Source organism: Stenotrophomonas sp. STEN147, from assembly GCF_056757995.1.
In genome coordinates this window covers 68,595-92,013 of record NZ_JBRRCG010000008.1, presented here as the reverse complement: position 1 = coordinate 92,013, position 23,419 = coordinate 68,595, and the positions used below count along the sequence as shown (strand labels likewise).

19 protein-coding genes are annotated in these 23,419 nt (G+C 68.8%); 5 read left to right on the top strand and 14 right to left on the bottom strand.

Going from position 1 to position 23,419, the window contains the following annotated elements; all coding sequences use genetic code 11:
• Positions 1 to 44: 44 nt before the first annotated feature.
• The 3 genes from ACVOKU_RS10255 to gap all read right to left on the bottom strand — a co-directional run bounded on the left by ACVOKU_RS10255 (position 45) and on the right by gap (position 5,204).
• Positions 45 to 1,418 (bottom strand): DUF3999 domain-containing protein, encoded by a 1,374-nt coding sequence (locus ACVOKU_RS10255; protein ID WP_481559841.1) that lies wholly within the window; start codon positions 1,416 to 1,418, stop codon positions 45 to 47.
• Entirely contained in the window at positions 1,415 to 4,072 is a 2,658-nt protein-coding gene (locus ACVOKU_RS10250; protein WP_481559840.1) for a DUF2339 domain-containing protein, read from the bottom strand. The genes ACVOKU_RS10255 and ACVOKU_RS10250 overlap by 4 nt, the downstream gene beginning before the upstream one ends.
• 127 nt (positions 4,073 to 4,199) lie before the next feature.
• Positions 4,200 to 5,204 (bottom strand): type I glyceraldehyde-3-phosphate dehydrogenase, encoded by a 1,005-nt coding sequence (gene gap, locus ACVOKU_RS10245; protein WP_053518489.1) that lies wholly within the window; start codon positions 5,202 to 5,204, stop codon positions 4,200 to 4,202.
• Between the two features lie 192 nt (positions 5,205 to 5,396).
• Between gap and ACVOKU_RS10240 the strand changes: the two genes are divergently transcribed.
• Positions 5,397 to 6,026, top strand: coding sequence for an OmpW/AlkL family protein (locus ACVOKU_RS10240; RefSeq protein ID WP_053518487.1), 630 nt, complete (start codon positions 5,397 to 5,399; stop codon positions 6,024 to 6,026).
• A 98-nt stretch (positions 6,027 to 6,124) separates the two neighbouring features.
• Here the strand turns inward: ACVOKU_RS10240 and ACVOKU_RS10235 are convergent, their stop codons facing one another.
• Positions 6,125 to 7,249 (bottom strand): GGDEF domain-containing protein, encoded by a 1,125-nt coding sequence (locus ACVOKU_RS10235; protein WP_481559839.1) that lies wholly within the window; start codon positions 7,247 to 7,249, stop codon positions 6,125 to 6,127.
• Between the two features lie 114 nt (positions 7,250 to 7,363).
• Here ACVOKU_RS10235 and ACVOKU_RS10230 point away from each other — a divergent pair, with 114 nt between their 5' ends.
• A complete protein-coding gene (locus ACVOKU_RS10230; RefSeq protein WP_065175752.1) occupies positions 7,364 to 8,182 on the top strand; it encodes a S1/P1 nuclease in 819 nt (272 codons plus the stop codon).
• 11 nt (positions 8,183 to 8,193) lie between these two features.
• Positions 8,194 to 8,994 (top strand): MBL fold metallo-hydrolase, encoded by an 801-nt coding sequence (locus tag ACVOKU_RS10225; RefSeq protein WP_481559838.1) that lies wholly within the window; start codon positions 8,194 to 8,196, stop codon positions 8,992 to 8,994.
• A 55-nt stretch (positions 8,995 to 9,049) separates the two neighbouring features.
• Here the strand turns inward: ACVOKU_RS10225 and ACVOKU_RS10220 are convergent, their stop codons facing one another.
• Genes ACVOKU_RS10220 through ACVOKU_RS10210 form a run of 3 tightly spaced genes read right to left on the bottom strand, consistent with a single transcriptional unit; the run spans position 9,050 to position 11,218 of the window.
• Positions 9,050 to 9,610, bottom strand: coding sequence for a hypothetical protein (locus ACVOKU_RS10220; RefSeq protein ID WP_481559837.1), 561 nt, complete (start codon positions 9,608 to 9,610; stop codon positions 9,050 to 9,052).
• Positions 9,607 to 10,860: a M56 family metallopeptidase gene (locus ACVOKU_RS10215; protein ID WP_481559836.1), complete on the bottom strand. Its 1,254-nt coding sequence runs from the start codon at positions 10,858 to 10,860 to the stop codon at positions 9,607 to 9,609. Before ACVOKU_RS10215 ends, ACVOKU_RS10220 begins: the two co-directional genes overlap by 4 nt.
• Positions 10,853 to 11,218 carry a BlaI/MecI/CopY family transcriptional regulator gene (locus tag ACVOKU_RS10210; protein WP_481559835.1) on the bottom strand — a complete coding sequence of 122 codons (366 nt, stop codon included), beginning with the start codon at positions 11,216 to 11,218 and terminating at the stop codon, positions 10,853 to 10,855. The genes ACVOKU_RS10215 and ACVOKU_RS10210 overlap by 8 nt, the downstream gene beginning before the upstream one ends.
• Before the next feature lie 121 nt (positions 11,219 to 11,339).
• Here ACVOKU_RS10210 and ACVOKU_RS10205 point away from each other — a divergent pair, with 121 nt between their 5' ends.
• Both ACVOKU_RS10205 and ACVOKU_RS10200 read left to right on the top strand, forming a co-directional pair.
• On the top strand, positions 11,340 to 11,897 hold the full coding sequence (locus ACVOKU_RS10205; RefSeq protein WP_340044992.1) for a flavin reductase family protein: 558 nt from the start codon (positions 11,340 to 11,342) through the stop codon (positions 11,895 to 11,897).
• A gap of 33 nt (positions 11,898 to 11,930) precedes the next feature.
• Positions 11,931 to 13,883, top strand: coding sequence for an acetyl-CoA hydrolase/transferase C-terminal domain-containing protein (locus tag ACVOKU_RS10200; protein WP_481559834.1), 1,953 nt, complete (start codon positions 11,931 to 11,933; stop codon positions 13,881 to 13,883).
• 88 nt (positions 13,884 to 13,971) lie between these two features.
• On the opposite strand, the gene tkt is transcribed toward ACVOKU_RS10200, so the two are convergent.
• From tkt to ACVOKU_RS10165, 7 genes are all read right to left on the bottom strand, one after another.
• On the bottom strand, positions 13,972 to 15,969 hold the full coding sequence (gene tkt / locus ACVOKU_RS10195) for a transketolase (protein WP_481559833.1): 1,998 nt from the start codon (positions 15,967 to 15,969) through the stop codon (positions 13,972 to 13,974).
• Between the two features lie 202 nt (positions 15,970 to 16,171).
• Positions 16,172 to 17,491, bottom strand: coding sequence for a dicarboxylate/amino acid:cation symporter (locus tag ACVOKU_RS10190; RefSeq protein WP_481559832.1), 1,320 nt, complete (start codon positions 17,489 to 17,491; stop codon positions 16,172 to 16,174).
• Positions 17,492 to 17,548: 57 nt separating this feature from the next.
• Positions 17,549 to 19,243, bottom strand: a complete 1,695-nt coding sequence (locus ACVOKU_RS10185; RefSeq protein ID WP_481559831.1) for a BatD family protein — start codon at positions 19,241 to 19,243, stop codon at positions 17,549 to 17,551.
• Positions 19,240 to 21,039: a tetratricopeptide repeat protein gene (locus tag ACVOKU_RS10180; RefSeq protein ID WP_481559830.1), complete on the bottom strand. Its 1,800-nt coding sequence runs from the start codon at positions 21,037 to 21,039 to the stop codon at positions 19,240 to 19,242. The genes ACVOKU_RS10185 and ACVOKU_RS10180 overlap by 4 nt, the downstream gene beginning before the upstream one ends.
• Positions 21,036 to 22,040: a vWA domain-containing protein gene (locus ACVOKU_RS10175; RefSeq protein WP_053518465.1), complete on the bottom strand. Its 1,005-nt coding sequence runs from the start codon at positions 22,038 to 22,040 to the stop codon at positions 21,036 to 21,038. Before ACVOKU_RS10175 ends, ACVOKU_RS10180 begins: the two co-directional genes overlap by 4 nt.
• Positions 22,037 to 22,486, bottom strand: a complete 450-nt coding sequence (locus ACVOKU_RS10170; RefSeq protein WP_481559829.1) for a DUF4381 family protein — start codon at positions 22,484 to 22,486, stop codon at positions 22,037 to 22,039. The genes ACVOKU_RS10175 and ACVOKU_RS10170 overlap by 4 nt, the downstream gene beginning before the upstream one ends.
• Positions 22,483 to 23,412 carry a DUF58 domain-containing protein gene (locus ACVOKU_RS10165; protein WP_481559828.1) on the bottom strand — a complete coding sequence of 310 codons (930 nt, stop codon included), beginning with the start codon at positions 23,410 to 23,412 and terminating at the stop codon, positions 22,483 to 22,485. Before ACVOKU_RS10165 ends, ACVOKU_RS10170 begins: the two co-directional genes overlap by 4 nt.
• Between the last annotated feature and the right edge of the window lie 7 nt (positions 23,413 to 23,419).

Here is a 23,419-nt window from a genome sequence, read left to right as displayed (position 1 = left end):
CCGGCCGCAGCGCCGCTCCATGCGCGGCCGGGATTCGTCGGGATCTACGCCGAAGGCGCAGGCTTCTGCCTGAGCAGGCTGACCGCCAGACCGCCGACAACCAGTACCCCCACGCCCAGCAGCGCCCACAGCAGCCAGGCCTTCCAGTCCCGCTGCGGTTCCAGCGCTGCGTCTCCGGCCAGCGGCTCGGGGCGGCCCTCCAGGCGTGCCAGCGTCGGCTGCCAGGCCGGATCGTTGCGCTGGCGAAGTTCCTCGATCAGCACCCCGATCGGCGCCTCCGCGCGGCGCGCCGTCGCGCTGCCCACCGCCAGTGCATAGGGCGCAGCGCCCTGGCTCAGGAACACCATCACTTCCGGCTGGTAGCCCAGGCGCAGGGTGGGGGCGCCGGCGATCTCCGCCGGGCTTGCCACCAGCTTCCAGTAGCGGTCGCGGTGCACATCGCCCAGCACCTGCGCCGCCGACTGCTGACGCGGGCCCTGCGTTCCCTGCTGCAGCTGATAGGCGATCCACGGTGCACTGCGTCGTTGCCACTGCGCGCCTTCATCGTCGCGGCTGAACAGCGTCCACTGCACCAGGCTGTTGTCGGTACTGGCGACATCGGCGCGCGCGATCGGGAAACGGCCGTCCAGTTCGAAGGTGTATTCGCCCTTGCCCTGCGCTGTCGGCGTCAGTGACAGCCACTCCCACGGCAACGTCGCCGGTGCCGGCGGAAGCTCGGCGAGCACGCCATGCAGGGCAGGCAGTCGCGCGTCGCCCTGCGGCAGCACGCGCAGATAGCGCGCATTGCCGTCAACCTGCAGGCGTCGCTGCAGCAGGCGTTTGCCGGCGCGCTGCAGGTCCACCAGCGGAATGTCCCGGCCGATGGCGCGCCAATGCTGCAGGTCATCGCTGGCATCCAGCTGCACCTGCGCCTGCAGCGGCTGGCCACTGTCGGCCCAATCCAGCACCAGCGCCGCCAGCGGCTGCTGGCCGAGCACGCTGGCATCGATCAGCCAGCCGCCCTGCCCGTTCACCGTGCCGGCGCCCACGCGTGCTTCGACCCTGCGCACACGGCCGTCGGTATCGCGCTCGGTCAGCAGCTGCAGGTCGTTGCGTTGCGCATCGGCCAGCGGCGGCAGTGCGAACCAGGGCAGCTCACGCTGCACCGGCGGCTGTGCCAGCGGCGCGTCGGGGGCCAGCAATGCCGACGGCAGGGCCTGTCCGGCCGCATTGAACACCTGCAGGTCACCCAGGTCTGCTGCGCCTGCACGGCGGTAGATCGCCGGTTCCAGCACCACCCGATAGGCGCCGGACTGCGCACTGGACAGCGTCAGCGGCCACTGCTCGGCGTACTGCGTGCGGTAGTCGGACGCGTGTACGGCCATGGTGGCGAACAGGCCCAGCATCGCCGGCACCACCCCCCTGCTCCACATTCTCATTGGTTTTCCTCCACGGATGGCACCGCGCCCGGTGGCGCCGGTGCCAGATAACCGACGACCGTACACAGCAGGCCATAGGCGATGAACGATGCGATCCCGAGCAGGTTGCCCAGATGCTGGCGATCGATGAGGACCAGCTTGGCCAGGACCACGCCCATCAGCACCGCGCCGACCATCCACAACACACGCTGGCCACGACGCGAGCCCCACACCCAGGCGATCACGCCGAGCACGCTCCACAGCACGGTCAGGCTGGTCTGGGCCAAGCTGTAGCGCGCCATCGACGTACTCCAGGCCAGTCCCCCCCAGTGGTGCACGCCATGCAGGACCAGGCTGGTGAGGGCGATGAAGCCCGCCAGTGCCAGCACCGGCAGGCGCCGCCTGCGCAGCGCGGGCGGTGCCACATCGCTGTACAGCCAGCGCGCCAGCAGCAACAGGCTCAGCCACTGCCCCATCTCGGCCGGGTTCAGCACCGGCAGCCACGGCAGCGGTGCCGCAGTGCCCGGCAGCAGCTGGCCCAGCAGCCATCCGGTCGCCAGCAGCGCGAACAGCACGCACTGCAGCGGCACGCGTGCGGCATCGAATGCCGGGCCCAGCGGCCAGCGCAGCCAACCCCAGCGCCACAGTGACAGGGCGGCCAGCAGCAGCCAGGGCAGCGTCACCAGCAACAACGTCCAGCCCTGTGCCAAGCCAGCCTCGCCGCCTCCCCACAGGGCCAGCAGCGAAAGCAGCGATGGCCACAGCAGCCACCACAGGAACTGGGCGATGCGCGCCACCGTGTCGCCGCCCTGGCGCAGGCACAGCAACGTGCGCACCCCCAGCACGGCGAACAGCGCCCATGCCAGGGCGCCGTGGCCCGCGAACGGTTGCTGGTGTGCATGGCTTTGCGCCAATGCCAATGGGAACGCCATCGCCAGCATCGCCAGTGCGGTCATCCCCAGCGCACGTGCCGGTTGCCGGCGCTGCACCTCGGCTGCCAGCCAGGCGGTCGCCGCCACCAGCACCAGCAGTGCATCGGCCTGCGAAGCATGCGCGAGAAAACGACCGATCTCGTGCACCCAGCCGCCGAGCCACCACAGCAGGCCCCACAGGTAGTAGACCAGGGCGATCTCATGACGTGCCCGGCGCTGGTAGCTCCACGCCGACGCCAACCCCGCCACGGCCAGCAGCAGCGCACCGATCGCGGTGGGATTGAGCAGCAGGCGCGCGTCCTCGTGCCAGTGGTTGCCACCTGCCACGAAGGCGAATGCCGCCGCCATCTGCAGCAGCGCAGCGGACACCTGTGGCAGCCAGCGCCTCTGGCGCAGACCGAGCCAGGCCAGCCCGGCACCTTCCAGCGCGAACACCGCACCGGTGGCACGGGCGGACAAGGCCAGCGGCACGGCCAGCGTGGCGAAACCCACCGCCAGCACCGCGTGCGACTGCGCCAGCACCGTATACGAGGCCCGGGCGATCAAGGCACGCGCCAGCACCGCGTAGATCACCGCAAGGCCCAGCGCGCACAGCGCCAGTGTCATCGGCTGTTCGTGCAGCATCGCCGCCTGCAGCGAGAAGGCGATCAAAGGCGTGCCGAACACCAGGCTGCCATCGACCAGATCGCGGCGACCGGCAGGCTGCCTGCGCGCGTACAGCAGGGGAATCAGCAGATAGAAGGCGAAGAACAGCAGCAGGAACGGTTCGGTGCTGGAGAACTTCTCGGCCCTGTACTGAAGCACGCCCCAGAACGTGCCGATACCGAAGGTGAACGCGAAGCCCAGCAGGTTCAGCGCGCGCCACGGACGGAACCAGGCGATGGCGAAGATGCCGGCGTTGAGCACTGCGTAGTAGCTGAAGAGGCCGACATGGTTGCCACTGCCGGTCGACAGCCACAGCGGGGCCATGAAGCCCGCCAGGATGCCCAGCACCGCCAGGGTGCGCGAGTTCTGCAGCACTGCCAGCACGCACAGGCCGGCGACCAGCGCGATTGAACTGGCGAACGCAAATCCCGGCGCAAGCAGTTCAAAACGCTTGAATGCCGCGAAGATGGTCAGCAGCAGCACACCGATGGCGCCGCCCTGCAGGGCCAGCGCGAACAGACGCCGGCGTTCGCGCTGATGCCAGCCGAAGGCCAGCAGGCCCAGCGCACCAGCGGTGACGGCCGCCAGCCGGAGTTCGACCGGGAGCACCAGCCAGCCCTGGTCACTGACGTACTTCAGCAGCGCGGCAACACCGGCCAGCAGCACCAGCATGCCGATCTTGACCGGCACGTTGCCCTCGGTGAACCAGCGTTTGACGGCGCCGATGCCACGCTCGAAGAAGCCCGGCCCGGCCGGCTCGACCGGCGGCGCAGGCGGGGGCGGCGTGGCCGGCAGCGGTGGTGGTGGCGGCGCTGCCTGCCGCGGCGGCGCCGGCACGGAGGATTCCGGCGCATGGGCCGCCACGGGAGAAGGTGCTGCCGCAGCCCGCGGTCGCTCCATGGCGGGCGCGTCCGTTGCCGGAACGGGGGCGGGCCCGGGCGGTGGCGCGGCAGCGCGCGGCGATTGCGACACATCGGCCAGTGCGCTCTCCAGCGCGGTGACCCGGCGCCGCAGGCCGGCGATCATCACCAGCGCGACCACCAGCAGCAGCGGAATCGCCAGCAGTATCAATACGACCAGGGCTATCAGTGCTTCCATTGCGTGCCTTCCCATGCGATCCCGCGCCCCTGCGGCGGCGGTCGGACCGCCCCATGCTACGACAGGGCCGGTCTCTCAAACGACGAACCCCGGCCAGGCCGGGGTTCGTGCGCGATCTTCGCCGGCCTTACTTGGCGGCGACGACCCTGGCCATTTCCAGGCACTTGTTGGAGTAGCCCCACTCGTTGTCGTACCACGACACGAGCTTGACGAAGGTACCGTCCAGGGCGATGCCGGCTTCGGCATCGAACACCGAGGTGTGGGTCTCACCGCGGAAGTCGGTGGCCACGACCTTGTCTTCGGTGTAGCCGAGGATGCCCTTCAGCGCGCCTTCGCTCTGTGCCTTCACTTCGGCGCAGATCTCGGCGTAGGTGGCTTCCTTTTCCAGCTCGACGGTCAGGTCGACCACCGACACGTCCGAGGTCGGCACGCGGAAGCTCATGCCGGTGAGCTTCTTGTTCAGTTCCGGAATGACCACGCCGACCGCCTTGGCCGCACCGGTGGAGGACGGAATGATGTTCTCCAGGATGCCGCGGCCGCCGCGCCAGTCCTTGTTGGACGGGCCGTCAACGGTCTTCTGGGTAGCCGTGGCGGCGTGCACGGTGGTCATCAGGCCACGCTTGATGCCCCACTTGTCGTTGATGACCTTGGCCAGCGGGGCCAGGCAGTTGGTGGTGCACGAGGCGTTGGAGATGATCGCCTGGCCGGCGTAGGTCTTGTCGTTCACGCCGAACACGAACATCGGCGTATCGTCCTTGGACGGGGCGGACAGGATGACCTTCTTGGCGCCGGCATCGATGTGCTTCTGCGCGGTTTCCTTGGTCAGGAACAGACCGGTGGACTCGATGACCACGTCCACGCCCACTTCGTCCCACTTCAGGTTGGCCGGATCGCGTTCCTGGGTCAGGCGGATCTTCTTGCCGTTGACCAGCAGGTCGTTGCCCTGCACCGACACGTCAGCCTTGAAGCGACCGTGCACGGAGTCGTACTTGAGCATGTAGGCCAGGTAATCCGGCTCCAGCAGATCGTTGATGGCCACGATTTCGATGTCGTCGCCGAAGTTCAGCACCGCCGAGCGCAGGACGTTACGCCCGATGCGACCGAAACCGTTGATACCAACCTTGATTGCCATTTCTCAAGCTCCTGCAGCCGCGACGGGTGCGGCGGGGTGGATAGGGCCCACAAGTCTAGCAGGCCCGGCCTGGCCACCGCCGGCCAGACCGGGCCGGTGGCGGGCGGGCTGGCCGGATTTGATCCGGATCAAAGCGTTAGCGCGGCGTGAGGCCGAGACTGGCCCCATCCACCCCGCAACGAGAACACCCCCATGCGCAAGACCTCTCCCCTGATCGTGGCCAGCCTGGCCGCCGCCCTGTCCCTCGCCGCCGCCCCGGCGATGGCCCAGTCCAAGGGCGACTGGACCCTTTCGGCCGGCGTGCACCAGGTGGCACCGAAGTCGAACAACGGCTGGCTGGCCGGTGGCACGCTGAAGGTCGACGTCGACAACGACGTCAAGCCGACCATCACCGGTGAGTATTTCATCGCTGACAACCTGGGCATCGAAGTGCTGGCGGCACTGCCGTTCAAGCACGACATCAACATCAACGGCCTCGGCCGTGTCGGCAGCACCAAGCAGCTGCCGCCGGTGGTGACCGTGCAGTACCACTTCAACAGCAAGGGCAAGGTGTCGCCGTTCATCGGTGCGGGCGTGAACTACACGACCTTCTTCAGCGAAGACACCACGGGCGCGCTCAAGGACAGCCGGCTGAAGCTGCAGGACTCCTGGGGTCTGGCCGCGCACGCCGGCGTGGACTTCGCGATCGGCGAGAAGGGCGCGCTGCGCGTGGACATGCGCTGGATCGACATCGACAGCAAGGTGAAGCTGGACGGCCAGAAGATCGGTACGGTCAACATCGATCCGCTGGTCTACGGCGCCTCCTACGTCTTCAAGTTCTGAGCGCGGCCTCCGGCGTGGCGGGCCTGCCCCGCCCTCCGGCCAACCGCTGAACCCTCCGCAGCATGTTGCCCCGGTGATCGCCGGGGCTTTTTTTCGGCCTACCCATCCGTGGCCAGCTCCACCCGGTTGCGCCCGGACGCCTTGGCCCGATACAGCGCGGCATCCGCACGCGCCAGTGCCTGCTCCAGCGAATCGGCGCCATCGTCATGCCACCGCGCCACACCAATGCTGACGCTCACCACCGGCGCGGCGTCCGAATCGGCATGGGCGATCGCCAGCGCCTGGACCTGCTGACGCATCCGCTCGAACGGCGCGGTTTCCGGCTCGCCTGGCGACCACTGCCCCAGCGCCACGAACTCCTCACCGCCGTACCGCGCGACCACCGAGTCAGCGCCGCGAAGCTGCGCGGCCAGCGTCACCGCCACCGCATGCAGGACCGCATCGCCCGCCGGGTGACCATGATGGTCGTTGTAGCGCTTGAAGTAGTCGATGTCGATCATTGCGATGCGCAAGGCGCCACGCGCGTGCGGCCGGCGGAGATAACGCTTGAAGATCTGGTTGGCACGACGATCGAATGCGCGCCGGTTGAGCAATCCGGTCAATCCGTCGTGGTTGGCCAGTGCGTCCAGCCGCTGCTCGGCGCGCCAGGTTGCACGCGCCTGCCTTTCCAGGATGTAACTGCCGAAGATGCCAGCCAGGTTGCTGGCCAGCACGAACGTCACGCTCTGCAGCATCTGCGCCCAGTGTCGGCCGACCTGCAGCTCCGCCAGCACGAACGCCGATGCGATCAGGGTTCCGGTCAGCGTGGCGACGCCGAAGCGCAGGCCACACAGGAAGTAGTTCAGCAGCAGGAACAGGCTGACGCCTTCATAGGGATAATCCACGCCGGCGCGATGCGCCGTCCAGATCATCGTCACCAGCGCCAGCCCGCTGATCAGCACCGCACCGCCCCCCAGCCACTGCAGATGGCGGCGGAACGCCGGGACGAAGGTGAGTGCTACCGCCACCAGCAGTACCGGCAGCAGCAGCCCGAGCCGCCAGCGCAGCACCTGTGCATGCACATCCGGCGGAAGCCAGAAATGGTCCAGCACGGCAAAGCCGATTGAAAAGATGCCGGCAACGGCACAGGCCCAGCGCATCCGCCAGACCACCTGTTCATCGAACGCGCGGGCAAGGCCGTCGTCCGCATGTACTGCCGTGATGCGCCGGTCCGTGATGCTCATCGCGATGTCCCCGCCCGTGGCCGCGCCACCGTAACGGTCCGCGCATCAAGGGCGCGTGGCGAGCGGCCATGCTGGATCAAACGCGTCCGGCCGCCGCCCCGCTAGAATGCCGGTATGAAAGCCCTGCATTCCCTGTTCCTCGCCGCCGCGATCGCGCCGGCTCTGCTGTCCGCCTCCGCCCCTGCCCATGCCTGGGGCGCGCAAGGTCATCGCCTTGTCGCTGAGGTAGCGGATTCCCGCCTCTCGCCCGCTGCACGCGCCGAAGTCGACCGACTGCTGGCCACCGAACCCGGTGCCACCCTCGCCAGCGTGGCGCCCTGGGCCGACCAGCTGCGCGCCAAGGACCCGGGCCTCGGCCGCCGCTCCGCCGGCTGGCATTACGTCAACATCGCCGAAGACGGCTGTCACTACGAAGCGCCGAGGCACTGCACCAACGGCAACTGCATCGTCGAGGCGCTGAAGGCACAGAGCGCGATCCTCGGCGATCGCAGCCTGACCGACGGCGAGCGGCTGCAGGCCCTGAAGTTCGTGGTGCATCTGGTCGGCGACATCCACCAGCCAATGCATGCCGGCTACGGTCACGACAAGGGCGGCAACGACTTCCAGCTGCAGTACGGCAACCGCGGCACCAACCTCCATTCGCTGTGGGACAGCGGCATGCTCAATACCCGCAAGCTGGACGACAACGGCTATCTGCCGGTGCTGCGGTCGCTGCCGGCGCCGAAACTGGCGCGCCAGTCCAATCCGCAGCGCGATCCGCAGGCGTGGGCTGAAGCCAGCTGCCGCATTTCGATGCAGGCCGGCGTTTATCCAGCCTCGCGTAAGATCGGTGATGAATACACCGCGCGCTACCGCCCGGTGGCGGAAGCGCAGCTGCGGCTGGCCGGCGAGAATCTGGCGCAGCTGCTGAACCGCGTGCTCGCCGCACGCTGAGGAGGTTGCCGATGCCGGTCCAGGTCCAGTCGTTCTTCCATCGTGACAGCAATACCTTCAGCTACCTGGTCAGCGACCCGGCCAGCGGCGAGGCTGCGCTGATCGATCCGGTGCTGGACTACGACCCGGACACCGATGCCAGCAGCGAGTCGCCGGTCCAGCCGGCACTGCGCGCGATCGAGCAGCAGGGGCTGCGGCTGAGGTGGCTGCTGGAGACCCACGCCCACGCCGACCATGTGTCGGCCGGGCGGCGGCTCAAGCAGCGTTTCCCTCACGCCACGCTGGCCATCGGTGAGGGCATCCGCGCCGTGCAGGCGACCTTTGCGCCGCGGTTCGGCCTGCAGCTTCCTGCCGCAGACGACATCTTCGACCACCTGTTCGCCGACGGCGAGACCTTCACGCTGGGCGAACTGCGCGGCCAGGTCATCGCCGTACCCGGCCACACCAGCGACAGCATCGCCTACCTGATCGGCGACGCACTGTTCACGGGCGATTCGCTGTTCATGCCCGACGGCGGTACCGCCCGCTGCGATTTCCCCGGCGGCGATGCGGCGCAGCTGTACCGCTCGATCCAGCGCCTGCTGGCGTTGCCCGAGTCCACCCGTGTGTTCGTCTGCCACGACTATGGCCCGGGCGGCCGCGACATCGCCAACGAGACCACCATCGGCGAGCAGCGCGCGCGCAACATCCACGTGCATGACGGCGTGGCCGAAGCCGACTTCGTCAGCGTGCGCCAGGCCCGCGACGCCACGCTGGCCGAACCGGCGCTGATGCAACCGGCGGTGAAGGCCAACATCCAGGGCGGCGCCTGATCGACGCCGCTGTGCTGGCCGGGCATGGCCCGGCGCTACCCGGCATCACGCGTGATCATTTTCCCTGCGTGCGGACCGTCTGCCGGCCCTTCACGATCTCGAAGGTGAAGGCGTACAGCAGGCTGACCGGCACCGGCTCGATGCGCTCGGCGCTCCCGCAGTCGCCGCGGTCGGATGGGACCTTGCCGACCGGATAGTGACAGACCGCGGCAGCGCTGTACTTCCACATCGCCACCGCCTCCTGCGCCGCCTGCAGCAGCGGCGCGTTCTCCGCTGCAGCGCCGGCGGCGCACTCGGGGCGGTCGGTCAGCGGCAGGCTGCGCTCGACCACGCCTTCGGCATCGACCACTACCTGCAGGCAGATGGTGGTGGGCGCCAGTTCGGTACGCGGATCGCGGTCGCCCACCTTCGGATCAGGCGCCGCATACAGCTGCGGCATCCGATAGCCTTCGCCCGCCGCCAGCGCATAGGCCTGCACCTGGCCGCTGCCGCCCGCCGCCGTGGGCTGCAACCGCTGATGGCCGACACTCTCGCTGCGGGTGTCAACCGTGCCCAGTCGTTCCTGGGTGGCACAGCCTGCCAGCAGCGTGGCCAACAGCAGCGCGGCCTGCCTCACCGCGCGCGCTCCGCTTCCTTCTCGTCCTCACTCATGGAGAACGTCAGCGGAATGCGCACGGCGGAAGCCACCGGACGCCCATCCTTCAGGGCCGGCCGGAAGGTCCAGCCCTTGGCGGCCGTGACCGACACCGCATCGAACACACCGGGATTGGTGGCACTGAGCACCTGTACGTCGGTCGGCCTGCCCTCGGCATCGATCTCGACCTTCAAGGTGACGACGCCGGTCAGGCCCTGCTGGAACGCAGACTCCGGATACTTCGGCGGTGCCATCCTCTCGACCTGCGCTGGACGCTGCAGGCCGGCCGCAGCGGCATCGGCCTGCGCGTACTCGGCTGGCTCGACGCCGATCGACGACACGCCGGCCATCCCGAGCTGGCTTGCCCACGCCACCGTGGCCAGGCCCGCGCACACCCCGACCACCAGCACCTGCCCGGACACCCACGGCAATGCCTTCCGCTTGGACTGCTTCAACATGGCGATTCGCTCCTTCAACACGGGTTGGCTGCGCCAGTGACACACTGCCGGCGCAACCGGGTGAACCAGCTGCGCCTTCAGCAGCGTGCTGGCGTAAAGTCCGCGCAGCGCAGGCTGCGTGGCAATGGTGCGGGCATCGCAGGCCAGTTCCTGGTCGCGCAGGAACCTGCGTGTTGCCCACGGCATCAGCGGATGGAACCAGAACGCTGCGCGTGCCAGCAGCAGCGCGCCGTTTGCCCAGTGATCGCCATTGCGGCGATGGCTGCGTTCATGTGCCAGGATCAACCCCTGCTCGCGTGCATCGAACTGCTGGTCGAAACCGGGGCCGACCACGATGCGCGGCCGCCACAGGCCGACCAGGGCCGGCAGACCGGGATCGGCACTGGCCTGCCAGCTGCCGTCGGCGCGCGCCTGCAGACGGCCCAGGACACGTTCGAAGCGCTGCTGCGCGCGCAGGCTGCGCAGCAGACTGATCGCCACGCCAAGCATCCAGGCCAGCAGCACCCATTGCGGCCAGCGCATGACCTGGGTGGGCGCGCCCTCCGGCGCGACAGGCATCACGTTCAGGGGCAGGGTCGGCACATGCTGCAGCAGGGGCAGCGCAGGCAACGGCAGCAACAGGCCTGCCAGCAGCAGGGGCAACAACCACCAGCTGCGATAGGCCAGCGAGGGCCCTCCCAGCCGCAGCAGCAGCGGCCGCATCGCCGCCAGCAGGATCACCGCCAGCGCCAGCCACACGCTGGCCCGCCACACACTGTCGAGCACCTCACTCATGGTCCAGCTCCTGGATCAGCTTCTTCAGTTCGGCGATGTCCTGCGCGCTGAGCTGGCCGCGCTCACTGAAATGGGCAACCAGTGGCGCCACCCGTCCTTCGAACACCCGGCCAAGAAAGTCCTGGCTCTGCGCCGCCACCCAGGCCTCGCGCTGCAGCAGCGGCCGATACAGATAGCGGCGGCCGTCGCGTTCGGCAGCGATCGCACCCTTGGTCAGCAGGCGGTTGAGCAGCGTCTTGATGGTCGGTTCGGCCCAGTCCCGGTGGGCCAGTGCGGCAACCACCTCATCGGCACCGCGGGGCGCCTGCTGCCACAGCACGTCCATCACGACCGCCTCGGCTTCACTGATCGGATTCATTGTTTACGCTCGTAATCGACAATTCGATTACGCACGTAATCAAAACTGCTGTCAAGCCTTCCATCGACCTGCACTTCATGCGCCCTGGCCCAGCATCGGCCGTCCCGGCCCCGGAGTGCGCATGAAACCGCTGCCCAAGAAGGATTTCCCCGTCGAACAGGCCCGCCGCTTCCTCGAACCCGGCCCGATCGTGCTGGTCAGCAGCGCGTGGCGTGGCCAGCGCAACCTGATGACGATGGGCTGGCACATGGTGATGGGCTTCTCGCCATCACTGGTGGCGACCTATCTGTGGAACGAGAACCACAGCTTCGCGCTGGCGCGGGGCAGCGGCGAATGCGTGATCAATGTGCCGGGCGTGGAGCTGCTCGATACCGTAGTGGACATCGGCAACTGCAGCGGGCGGGAGGTCGACAAGTTCGCGCACTTCGGCCTGGATGCCCTGCCCGCCCGCGAGGTCGGCGCGCCGCTGGTCGGCCAGTGCCATTCGTGCTTCGAGTGCCGCCTGTACGACGACAGCCAGATCGAGACCAGCAACCTTTTCATCTGGGAGATCGTGCGTGCCCACGTCGCGCCGCGGCCGAAACTGCCGCGCACCGTGCACTACCGCGGCGATGGCCGCTTCATGGTGGCCGGTGCGGAAGTCTCGCGTCGACGGCGGTTCAAGCCCGACATGCTGTAATGCCGGAACTCCCCTTACGCAGGACTGCCCCGGATGACCGAACACCTCACCGACCTGGACGCCGCCGTCGATTGGCTGTTCGCGCGCGTGGAAGGGCCGCTGCGGATCGGAGCACCGCTGGCGCTGGGCAAGCCACACCGGTTGCTCAATGCACTGTATGCACGGGTCGAGAACGATCCCTCGCACCCCCTGCAGCTCTACACTGCCCTGTCGTTGAATCCGCCGAAGGTGCGGGGCAGCGGCCTGGAGGCCCGCTTCCTGGGCCCCTTCGCGCAGCGCCATTTCGGCGAGGATTTCCCCCGCCTGGCCTACGCCGACGCGATCGCCCGTGACGCACTGCCCGCCCATGTGCAGGTGGAGGAGTTCTACATGCAGTCCGGCGCCCTGCTCGGTTCCCGGCAGGCGCAGTCCAGCTACACCAGCCTCAACTACACCCATGCCGCTGATGCGGTAGCCCAGCGCGCGCCGCAGGTGATCGTGCAGAAGGTGGCGATGCGCCCGGACGATCGCCGCCTCTCGTTGTCCTGCAACAACGACATCACCCAGGACACGCTCGATGCCATCGCCGCACGCGGCCTGCCGCGTCCGCTGATGGTGGCCGAGATCGATCCGCAGCTGCCTTATCTGGGCGGCACCGCCACGGTCGATGTGTCCTTCTTCGACCTGGTCATCACCCCGCCGCCGCCGTATCCGGCGCTGTTCGGCCTGCCGCGGCAGCCGGTCGCCGACGCCGACTATGCGATCGGCCTGTATGCCAGCACCCTGGTGCGCGATGGCGGCACGCTGCAGATCGGCATCGGCACGCTGGCCGATGCACTCAGCCATGCACTGGTGCTGCGGCATACCGACAACGCGCGCTACCGGCGCGTGCTGCACGCGCTGGATCCGCAGCTTGCGCGGCATCCGCTGGTACAGGAAATCGGCGGCCTGGAGCCGTTCGAGATCGGCCTGTACGGCTGCAGCGAGATGCTCAACGAGGGCTTCCGGCGGCTGGTCCAGACCGGCGTGATCAAGCGCAAGGTGCATGACGATCTGGCGCTGATGCAGCGCATCGAGAACGGCAGCACGCTGTCCATCGACCATGCCACGCTGGCCGCCGAAGGCGAATACCTGCATGGCGCGTTCTACCTGGGCTCGCCGGAGTTCTACCAGTGGCTGCGCGAGCTGCCGGCGGATGAACGTCGCGCCATCGGCATGCGCCGCATCAGTGAGATCAACCAGCTTTACGGCGGCAACGAGACGCTGGAGCGCCTGCAGCGCCGCCATGCACGCTTCTTCAATTCCTGCATGATGGCCACTGCGCTGGGGGCGGCGGTATCCGATGCCCTGGACGATGGCCGCGTGGTGTCCGGCGTCGGCGGCCAGTACAACTTCGTGGCGATGGCCCATGCCCTGCCGGAAGCACGCAGCGTGCTGATGTTCCGCGCCGCGCGCGATGACAAGGGCCAGCGCGAATCGAACGTGCGCTGGAACTATGGCCACACCACCATTCCCCGCCATCTGCGTGATATCTACCTGGACGAGTACGGCATCGCCGACCTGCGCGGGTTGACCGACGAGGACTGCGTGCAGGCGATGGCGGCGATCACCGAGGCGCCGTTCCAGCAGGGCCTGCTGCAGCAGGCACAGGTCGCGCGCAAGCTGCTGGCCGCAACGCAGCCCGATCCGCAGCGGCTGCAGCGCAATACACCGCAGGCCCTGGCCGCAGCGCTGGCACCCTTCCGCTCCGACGGCACCCTGCCCGACTACCCGCTGGGCAGCGATTTCAATGAGATCGAGCAGGTACTGGTCAAGGCGCTGGGCTGGTTGAAGGCCAACACGCAGACGCGTGGCGACATGCTGCGTACGGTGTGGGCGGCACTGCGGCAACGGGCCGGCGACGGCGATGCGGTGTACCTGCAGCGCATGGGCCTGCAGTCACCGAAGGACTTCGGCGAGCGGCTGGACGCGCGCCTGCTGCGACTGGCACTGGCACGCACGGCCTGAAGCCGGTAGCGCCAGGCCATACCCGGCGCCAGCCCAAAAGGAAAGGCCGGCTTGCGCCGGCCCTTCCTTCATTGCATCGCGAAGCTGCTTACAGCGCCTTGGCGGCGTCCACCACGTGCGCGGCGGTGATGCCGAAGTGCTTGTACAGCGCATCGGCCGGGGCCGACGCACCGAAGGTGTCGATACCCACTACCGCGCCATCGAGGCCGACGAACTGGCGCCAGAAACCAGTGACGCCGGCTTCCACGGCCACGCGCTTGCGCACGGCGTTCGGCAGCACCGATTCACGGTACGCCGCATCCTGGCGCAGGAACACATCGGTGGACGGCATCGAGACCACGCGGGTCTTGAGGCCGGCCGCGTCCAGCTGGGCTTTCGCTTCCGTGGCCAGCGAGACTTCCGAACCGGTGGCGATCAGAATCACATCCGGGGTACCGGCGGCGTCGGCCAGCACGTAGCCGCCACGCTCGATCTGCGCGATCTGCTCGGCGCTGCGCGGCTGGTGCGGCAGGTTCTGACGGCTGAACACCAGGCAGCTCGGGCCGTCCTGGCGGGTGATCGCCGCCTTCCAGCTCACCGCCGACTCGACGGCATCGCACGGGCGCCACACGTCGTTGTTCGGGATGTAGCGCAGCGAGGCCAGATGCTCCACCGGCTGGTGGGTCGGACCGTCTTCGCCCAGGCCGATCGAATCGTGGGTGTAGACGTGGATGGCATGGGCCGGGATCAGCGCGCTCATGCGCACGCCGTTGCGGGCGTAATCGCTGAACACCAGGAAGGTGGCATCGAACGGAATGAAGCCGCCATGCAGCGCCAGGCCGTTGGCGATCGCGGTCATGCCGAACTCGCGCACGCCGTAGTACACGTAGTTGGCGTTGGCGTCGTCGCTGGCGACCGAGGTGCTGCCCTTCCACAGGGTCAGGTTGGAGTGCGCCAGGTCGGCCGAGCCGCCGACGATTTCCGGCAGCAGCGGCGCGAAGGCCTCGATGGCCAGCTGCGAGGCCTTGCGCGAGGCGATCGTCGGGCCTTCAGCCGCGACCTTGGCGATGTAGGCGTCGGCCTGGGCAACGAAGTCGGCCGGCAGTTCGCCGTGCGAACGACGGGTCAGTTCAGCGGCTTCGGCCGGATACTGGGCCGCATACTTGTCGAACAGCTGTTCCCATTCGGCCTGGCGCAGGGTGCCGGCACCGTTGGCTCGCCAGCCGTCGTAGATCGCCTGCGGGATTTCAAACGGGCCGTACTCCCAGCCCAGCTGCTTGCGGGTGGCTTCCAGCTCGTCCTTGCCCAGCGGGGCACCGTGGCTGGATTCCTTGCCGGCCTTGTTCGGCGAACCAAAGCCGATCGTGGTGCGGCAGCAGATCAGGGTCGGCTTGTCGCTCTGCGACAGCGCGGCCTCGATGCCGGCCTTGATGCTCTCCGGGTCGTGACCATCGACATCGCGGACCACGTTCCAGCCATAGGCCTCGAAACGCTCCGGCGTGTTGTCGGTGAACCAGCCTTCGACGTTGCCATCGATGGAGATGTGGTTGTTGTCCCAGAAGCAGACCAGCTTGTGCAGGCCCCAGGTGCCGGCCAGCGAAGCGGCTTCATGCGAGACGCCTTCCATCAGGCAGCCATCGCCCATGAACACCCAGGTGCGATGGTCGACGACTTCCAGCTCCGGACGGTTGAAGCGCTGCGCCAGCAGCTTCTCGGCCAGGGCGAAGCCCACGGCATTGGCGAAACCCTGGCCCAGCGGGCCGGTGGTGGTTTCCACGCCGGGGGTTTCATGGCGTTCCGGGTGACCGGCGGTGTGGCTGCCAAGCTGGCGGAACAGCTTGAGCTGCTCGATCGGCAGGTCGTAACCGCTCAGGTGCAGCAGCGCGTACTGCAGCATCGAGCCGTGGCCGTTGGACAGCACGAAACGGTCGCGGTTGAACCAGTGCGGGTTGCTCGGGTTGTGGCGAAGGTAGTCGTTCCAGAGCACTTCGGCGATGTCGGCCATGCCCATGGGCATGCCGGGGTGGCCGGACTTTGCGGTTTCAACCGCATCGGCGGCAAGGAAGCGGATGGCGTTGGCCAACTGGCGACGGGTAGGCTGCGTCATGGTTCTGTCGGAATCGGGAGGCGGCCGCGGACGTGCGGGCGGCCTATTGTCCCATAGTCACCGGGTGGGGGTCAGTTCCACTTGCCCGGTCGTGCGGCCGCTGGCCGGCAACGTCGTGATCTCCGCCGGATTCCGCATGTGAAAAGGGGTCGGAGCCCTTTCCTTGCGGAAAGGAATCCGACCCCGATCAGGTCGCCAGGACTCAGTCGCGGTCGGGAACCAGCGCCGGGCCTTCGTGGCCCTCGCCCTTGGCCACCAGGGTGGTCAACGCCAGATCGCCGGTCACGTTCAGCGCCGTGCGGCACATGTCCAGGAAATGGTTCACGCCCAGGATCAGGCCGATCCCCAGCGGGTTGACCCCCACCATGGCGCAGATCATCGCCACCACCGGCAGCGAACCCGACGGCACACCCGCGGTACCGATGCCCCCCAGGATGCACACCGCCATCACCATGATCTGCTGGCCGATGCTCAGGTCCACGCCGAAGAACTGGGCCAGGAAGATCACCGTCACGCCCTCGAACAGCGCCGTGCCGTTCTGGTTGGCGGTGGCGCCCACGGTCAGCACGAAGCGGGACACGCGCTGCGGCAGGCCCATCTGGTCGGCCACGCGCAGCGCGGTCGGCAGGGTGGCGTTGCTGGAGGCGGTGGAGAAGGCCATCACCGTCGCTTCCTGGGTATCGCGGAAGAACGACAGCGGCGAACGGCCCGACAGCCACACGGCGGCGCCGTAGGTCACCACCATGTGCAGGCCCAGTGCCAGCACCACCACGCCCACATAGGCGCCCAGGCGGATGATCAGCTCGAAACCGAACAGCGCGGCCAGGTTGAACATGAAGCAGGCCACCGCATACGGTGCCAGGCGGATGACCAGGTTGATCAGGGTCATCGAGATTTCGAACACGCCTTCGATGGCGCGGCGCAGCGGGGCGACCTTCTCGTCATCGGTCAGCACCATGCCGATGCCGAACATCAGCGCGAAGAACATCAGCGAGAGGATCGCGCCGTTGTCGGAGGCCGCCTGCAGCACGTTGCTCGGCACGATCGACAGCAGCATGTCCATGCCCTTCGGCGTGCCATGGATGCCGGCGACGATCTCCTTGCTGCGCTCGGCGTTCTCCGAGAGCATCAGCGCGGCGGTCTGCGGATCGACGCCGACGCCGGGCTTGAGCAGGTTGACCAGCACCAGGCCGATGGCCACGGCGATGCCGGACAGCAGCACGGTATAGGCCAGCGTCTTCCAGCCGATGCGGCCGAGGGCGCGGATGTCGCCCATCTCCGACACGCCCATGATCAGCGCCGAGAAGATCAACGGCACGATGAGCATGAAGATCAGGTTGAGGAACAGTCCCGATGCAGGCGTGGTGATGTAGTCCATGACCCACTTGGCACCGGTCTGCAGACCATCGACGCTGCCACCCAGGGCGTGCACGGTCAGTCCCAGGATCAGGCCGATCGCGAAGCCGATGCCCATCTTCCAGTGCAGGGGCAACGTCTTCTTGCCGGCGGCAGCTGCTGTCATACGCAGGTTTCCTCGAAAAATGAATGCACTCTAACAAAGCGCGCAAGCGGCGCCGGTTCAGGTTCGACGCTGCGGATACAGCGGCGCCAGCCCAGTGTCGGTGCCGCGGGCGGTCCCCGACCAGTGCGGTCCGTCACGGAAGGCCTCGCGCAACCGCGCACGCAGCGGTGCCGGCTCTCCCTGCCCGCCCCATCGCACCTGCTGGAGCTCCTGCAGCACCTGGCGCTGGTTCGGATCACCCAGCCTGGCGATGACCTGCTCCAACCGCGGTACACCTGCCATCGCGCACAGCTGCGCTTCGACCTGGTCGAAGCCCTCGCCGTCCAGCGCCCGGCGCAGTTCGGCGACACTGCCGCGTCCTTCGCTGGCTTCCGGCCCGGACGACGGCCCCGGCAGGCCGGTCGCACCGCGCGTGGACGGCCCACCGCGTCCGCGCTGCCAGCCCCACAGCAGGGTCAGCAGCCACAGCATCGCCAGGCCGATCACCGCGGCAATCCAGGGCCAGGGCTGGCTCGGCGTCCCCGAGGCGATCGGATCGGTGGCCGCAATGCGCGTGTCGTCGTCGGGCAAGGCTGCATCGGTGTCGATCGGCGGCGGCGCGGCGGGCGCGGCAGTGCCCGTACCGGCGCTGACCGTCAGTGCCAGGTCCGGCAGTCGTGCCTGCTGCGCGCTGCCGTCGCGCACGTTCCACCATGACACCCTCGGCCCCGGCACCTGCAGCGGACCTGGCTGGCGTGGCACGACGGAGTAACGACGGGTGATCTTCAACCGCGGGGTGCTGCCGTTGAAGGTCTCTTCGTACTGTGCCGGTTCGGCGAACACCTGCGCCGCCGTGCCGAGGTCCGGAACCGGAAGGTCGGTGAACTGGGCACGGGTGGCACCTTCGGCGATCGCTTCGACCACGATGGTGGCCGCCTCGCCGGTACGTGCAGTACCCGGCGCGCTGGTATAGCGCAACTGCAGGCCCTGCAACGGCAGCCACGGCTGCGGCGCCTGCGCCGGCTGTGCCTGCACCTGCAGCGTGCGGTCGGCGCCGGTGGCGTTCATGCGGCCATCGCCCCCTCCGAAAAAGTCATCGAAGAAGCCGCCTGCGCTGCGCCCGTTGAAGCGCGCGCCGGCCAGGCGCAGTGTCCCGCTGCGCTCGGGAATCAGCAGGAAGCGGCGCTCGACCACGTTGTAGCGGCGTCCATTGACCTGCCTCACGTCGGTGCGGTCGTCGCCCACCCGCTGCAGCGAGGCACCGGCGGGCGTATCCACGATGAGCTCGCCGGAGGCCAGCTGCGAGGCGAAGAACAGGCGCACGACCACGCCCACGCTCTGCTGCACGTAGGGCGTGTCATCGTCGACATCGGTCTGGATGAACGCCATCGCCGCACCGTTGGCAGCGGTGACCGGGGCGGCGGCATCCACCTGCAACGTCAGCGGTGCGGTCTGCGCAGTGCCCACCTGCAGGGCCGGGATCCTCAGCGTGCCACTGCGTCGCGGCGTCAGTGCCACGCCATACAGACTGCGTTGCTGCATGCTGCCGTTGCTCCACTCCACCTGGCGGCTGCTGGTCTGCCCACTGAGATCGAAGTCACCGCGCAGCGGCGCGAAGTCGGGCGCACCGGCATCACTCTGCACGTTGAGGGTGACGGTATCGCCCATCGCGATGCGATCGCGGTCCAGCCATGCCCGCGGCTGTGCCCAGGCCATCAATGGCAGCCACAGCAGCAGCATTGCCGCACACCGGCGTAGGCCGTGCATGTTCATCGCCCTTCCCTCTTCCTGCGCTCGTTTTCCAGCTGGAACTTGGCCCGCAGCAACGCTCCGGGATCATCCGGCACGCGCCGCATCCAGGCCTCCACCGCCTGTTGTTCCTCGCGCTGGCGCGGCGTGCGGCCGTCGTCGCCCGCCACGGTCGGATCATTCTTTTCCCGGCCCTCGCGCCCCTGTTCGATGGCCTGCTGCATGCGCTGGCGCTGCTGCGCGTCGGCCTCGGCCTGCGCATGGGCATCCTCGGCCTGGGGCGGTGACGGCGGCCCCTGATCACCACGCTCACCGGGCTGCGGCTGCGGCTGCGCGCCGGAGTCCGAAGGCGGGGGGCGCTGCGAGGGCGCCTGCGGCTGCCCCTGTCCCGACGGTTGGCCCTGCTGTGGCTGGCCCTGCTGATCCTGCGGCGTCGAGGACGGCTTCCGGGGCGGATTCTGCTGTCCCGGGTTCTGCCGCTGGCCGCCCGGCGGCTTGCGCTTGCGTGCGGCATCGACAACCGCACGGTTGGCCACCGCGTCGGCCATCCCCGGATGCAGGGCCAGTGCGCGATCGTAGGCGGCAATGGCATCGTCGTACTGGCCCTGGCGGGCCAGCACATTGCCGAGGTTGTACCAGCCGGCCGCGGTGTCGAGCCCTTCGAACTGCTGCCGGGCACGTGCGAAGTCACCCTGGCGGTAAGCCTGTACACCTTCGGCCAGACGCTGATGCTGCACCTGGTCCGCCCGCTTCCACAGCGTGCCCTGTACCGGCCGCGTCTGTGCCTGCGCCTGCGCGCCGTCCGTCCACGGCAACAGGCCGACCGCGAGCACGGCAGCCAGCAGCGCACGCCGTCGGAACGCCAGCAGCGCAAGCAGCATCAACGGCGGCAGCAACCAGAAGCCTTCGTCGCGCCATTGGTGACCACCACCCGGCCGCTGCAGCGCTGTGCCTTCACGGGCATCGAGCACACCCAGCGCGCGCAGGTCGCGGTCATCGGCGGCGATCCGCACATAGCGGCCGCCGCCGGCCGTCGCCACGGCGCGCAGGCGGCCTTCGTCCAACGCGGCCTGACGGATCTGGCCGCTGCTGTCGCGGTACGCGGCACCGCCCGGAGTTCCCAGACCCAGCACCGACACCTGCAGCCCCAGGCTGCGGGCCTGCGAAGCAGCGAGTTCGGCCTCATCGTCAGCCTGGTCGGTGACCACCAGGATCTGCCCCTGCGGCGCGCCGGTCTGCCGCATCAGCCGTGTCGCCCAATCGATGCCACGATCGGCACGCTGGCCGTCGCGCGGCATGACATCCGGCGACAGCGCGTCCAGATAGAGCGCGACATTGCCGGCATCCTCGGTCAACGGAGCGACGGTATAGGCATCGTCCGCATAGACGATCAGCCCGACCTGGCCGCCCTCGCGGGCGCGCAGCAGCGTGCCGATCTTGGCCCGCGCCTGCAGCAGGCGCGACGGTGGCAGGTCGGTGGCGGTGATCCGGCTGGACAGGTCCAGCACCACCAGCAACGGTGCGCTGGCCTGGAACATCGGCTGCGCCTGCTGTCGCCAGCTGGGCCCGGCCAGGGCCAGGCACGCCAGCGTCCAGCCCAGCAGCTGCGCCCACGGCAGGCGCATGCGACGGCGCGGCCCCGACGCCAGCAGATGGGGCAGCAGATGGGCATCGACCGCCTGCCGCCATGCATCGCTGCGGCGCTGTCGATATACCGCCACGGCCACGATCAACGGCAGCGCGGCCAACGCCCACAGCCAGTCCGGCCGCAGGAAATGCAGCACGTTCCAGTCCGGCAGATGGGATGCCAGGGCGATCATCGACGACGCTCCGGCCATGCCCACGCAAGCGCACCGAGCAGCAGCGCCACGCCCAGCGGCCAGGGATAACGCTCATCGCGCGGGCGCAGGGCCGGCCCCTTCTCCGCGATGGGCTCCAGCCGGTCCAGCTCGGCGTAGATGCCTGCAAGCTCGGCCGTGTCGCGGGCGCGGAAGAACTGGCCGCCGGTCATCCGGGCGATCTGCCTGAGCGTCGCTTCGTCCACCGGGTCCTGGTCAGCGGAAATCGGAATGCCGAGAAAGCGCATGCTGCCATCGCCGCCGAAGGCGACGGTGTGGATGCGCACGCCCTCGGCACGCGCTACCTCCGCCGCACGCAGCGGTTCCAGCACGCCTGCATTGCTGACGCCATCGGTGAGCAGGATCAGCACACGCTGGCCCTCGGGCTGGCTGCGCAGGCGCTTGACCGCAAGGCCGATGGCATCGCCGATGGCGGTCTCGCGCCCGGCCAGGCCGACCACGCTGTCGCGCAGCTGGTCGCGGACGCTGGCCAGGTCGGCCGTGAGCGGGGTCAGCGTATAGGCCCGATCACCAAAGATCAGCAGGCCGATGCGATCGCCTGCACGACGGTCAAGAAAGTCGGCCAGCACGGCCTTGGCGGCGGTCAGCCGATCGACGGCCTGGCCGCCGAGCACCATGTCGGCCTCGCCCATGCTGCCGGACACGTCCATCGCCAGCATCATCTGGCGCCCCTGCTGCGGCGGTGTGATCGCCTCGCCCAACTGCTGCGGCCGCGCCAGCGCCACGCACAGCGCGATCCAGCCCAGCCACAGCAGCAGCGCGCGCCACCTGCGCGCATCGATACGGCCCGCTCCGGCCAGGGCCTCCAGTTCGGTCGCGGCATAGGGCACGCGCAGCGCAGCGCCGGGGGCGGCACGGCGCTTCCAGGCCAGCATCAGCAACGGCAACGGCACCGCCAACAGCGCCAATGGCCAGGCCAGCTGCAGGTCCGGCCAGGGCCAGTAACTCGCCAGCGCACTCATCGGCGCCGCTCCTGCAGCATCGCCAGGTAACGTCCGCGTGCCCAGCGGCGCAGCACTGCGACATCGGCCGCATCCACCTGCGGCCGGTACGCGCCCTCGGCAAGGAGATCGCGCTGCGCCGCCGGCAACGTCGCCTGCGGATCCACCCGCTGCCACCAGGCGTGGTCATGCAACGCTTCGCTGCCCGGCCGTGCCTGACGCGCGGCACGGCGCAGCAGGCCCGCAATGGCCGCCACCTCAGCGGCGGCATCGGTCGCGCCCGCCAGTTCGCGATCAAACGCCTGCAACCAGCGCTGCTGACGCCAACGGCGACGCCACCACAGCAGGGCGACGATCAGCAGCGCCAGCAGCAGAACCGCCCCGATCATCAGATAGCCGGGGGCCGGTGGCCACCACGACGGTGCCGGTGGCAGCTGCACATCGCGCAGGGGCAGCGCTGCGCTCATGCGGGTACCTCGGTAGGCGCCGGCGCCAGCCAGGCATCGCTGGCCGCATCACTGCTCAGTACCTGCACATCGATGCGGCGTGCCCCCAGCTGGCGCTGCAGTTCCTGCAGCGGCTCAACGAAATGCGCATGCCACTGCGCCTGCACGTCGCCACGGCGCAGGTCCAGTCCGATGCGCTGCTGGGCGGCAAGGAACTGCAGGGGGGCCGACGGCGGCTGCAGCTCCAGCGGATCGACCAGCAGCACCAGGCTGAGGTCGTGATGCTGGGCCAGCGCTCCCCATCGCGCCGGCGCAATGCGGATGGCCTGCTGCGGGTCGGCCAGCACCAGCAGTCGTGCACCCGGACGCAGTACGCGCGCCGCGTGATCCAGCGCGCGCTCCAGGCCCAGGTCATCGGCCGGAGGTTGCGCATACCAGCGCGTCAGCGCGTCGAGGACACGCAGCACGCCACGCGGTCCACCGGCCGGCGCCACCGGCGCTTCGCGGTCACTGCCGCGCAGCGCACCGATGCGGTCGCCGCGGCGCTGCGCCGACCAGGCGGCGACTGCGCCGGCACGCGCCGCCTGTACCGACTTGAAGCGCACGCGGGTGCCGAAATACAGCGCAGGCGAGGTATCGGCCACGATCAGACTGACCCGTTCGCGTTCGGCCTGGAACAGCTTGGTATGGGCACGACCGGTGCGCGCGGTCACGCGCCAGTCGATATGACGGGCATCGTCACCGGCGACGTACTCGCGCGATTCGGCGTACTCCATGCCGCGCCCGCGCAGCGGCGACGGTGCCTGCCCCGCATTGCCGGCGCGGCCGCGACGGGGCGGCGGCGGACGCTGGGCCAGACGGCGCAGCGCCACCAGCTCGGCCAGCTGCGGGCGCAGTCCATCGCCGTCGCTGGCGGACACTCCATGCTCCTGGGATGTATCGGTCATGCGCAGG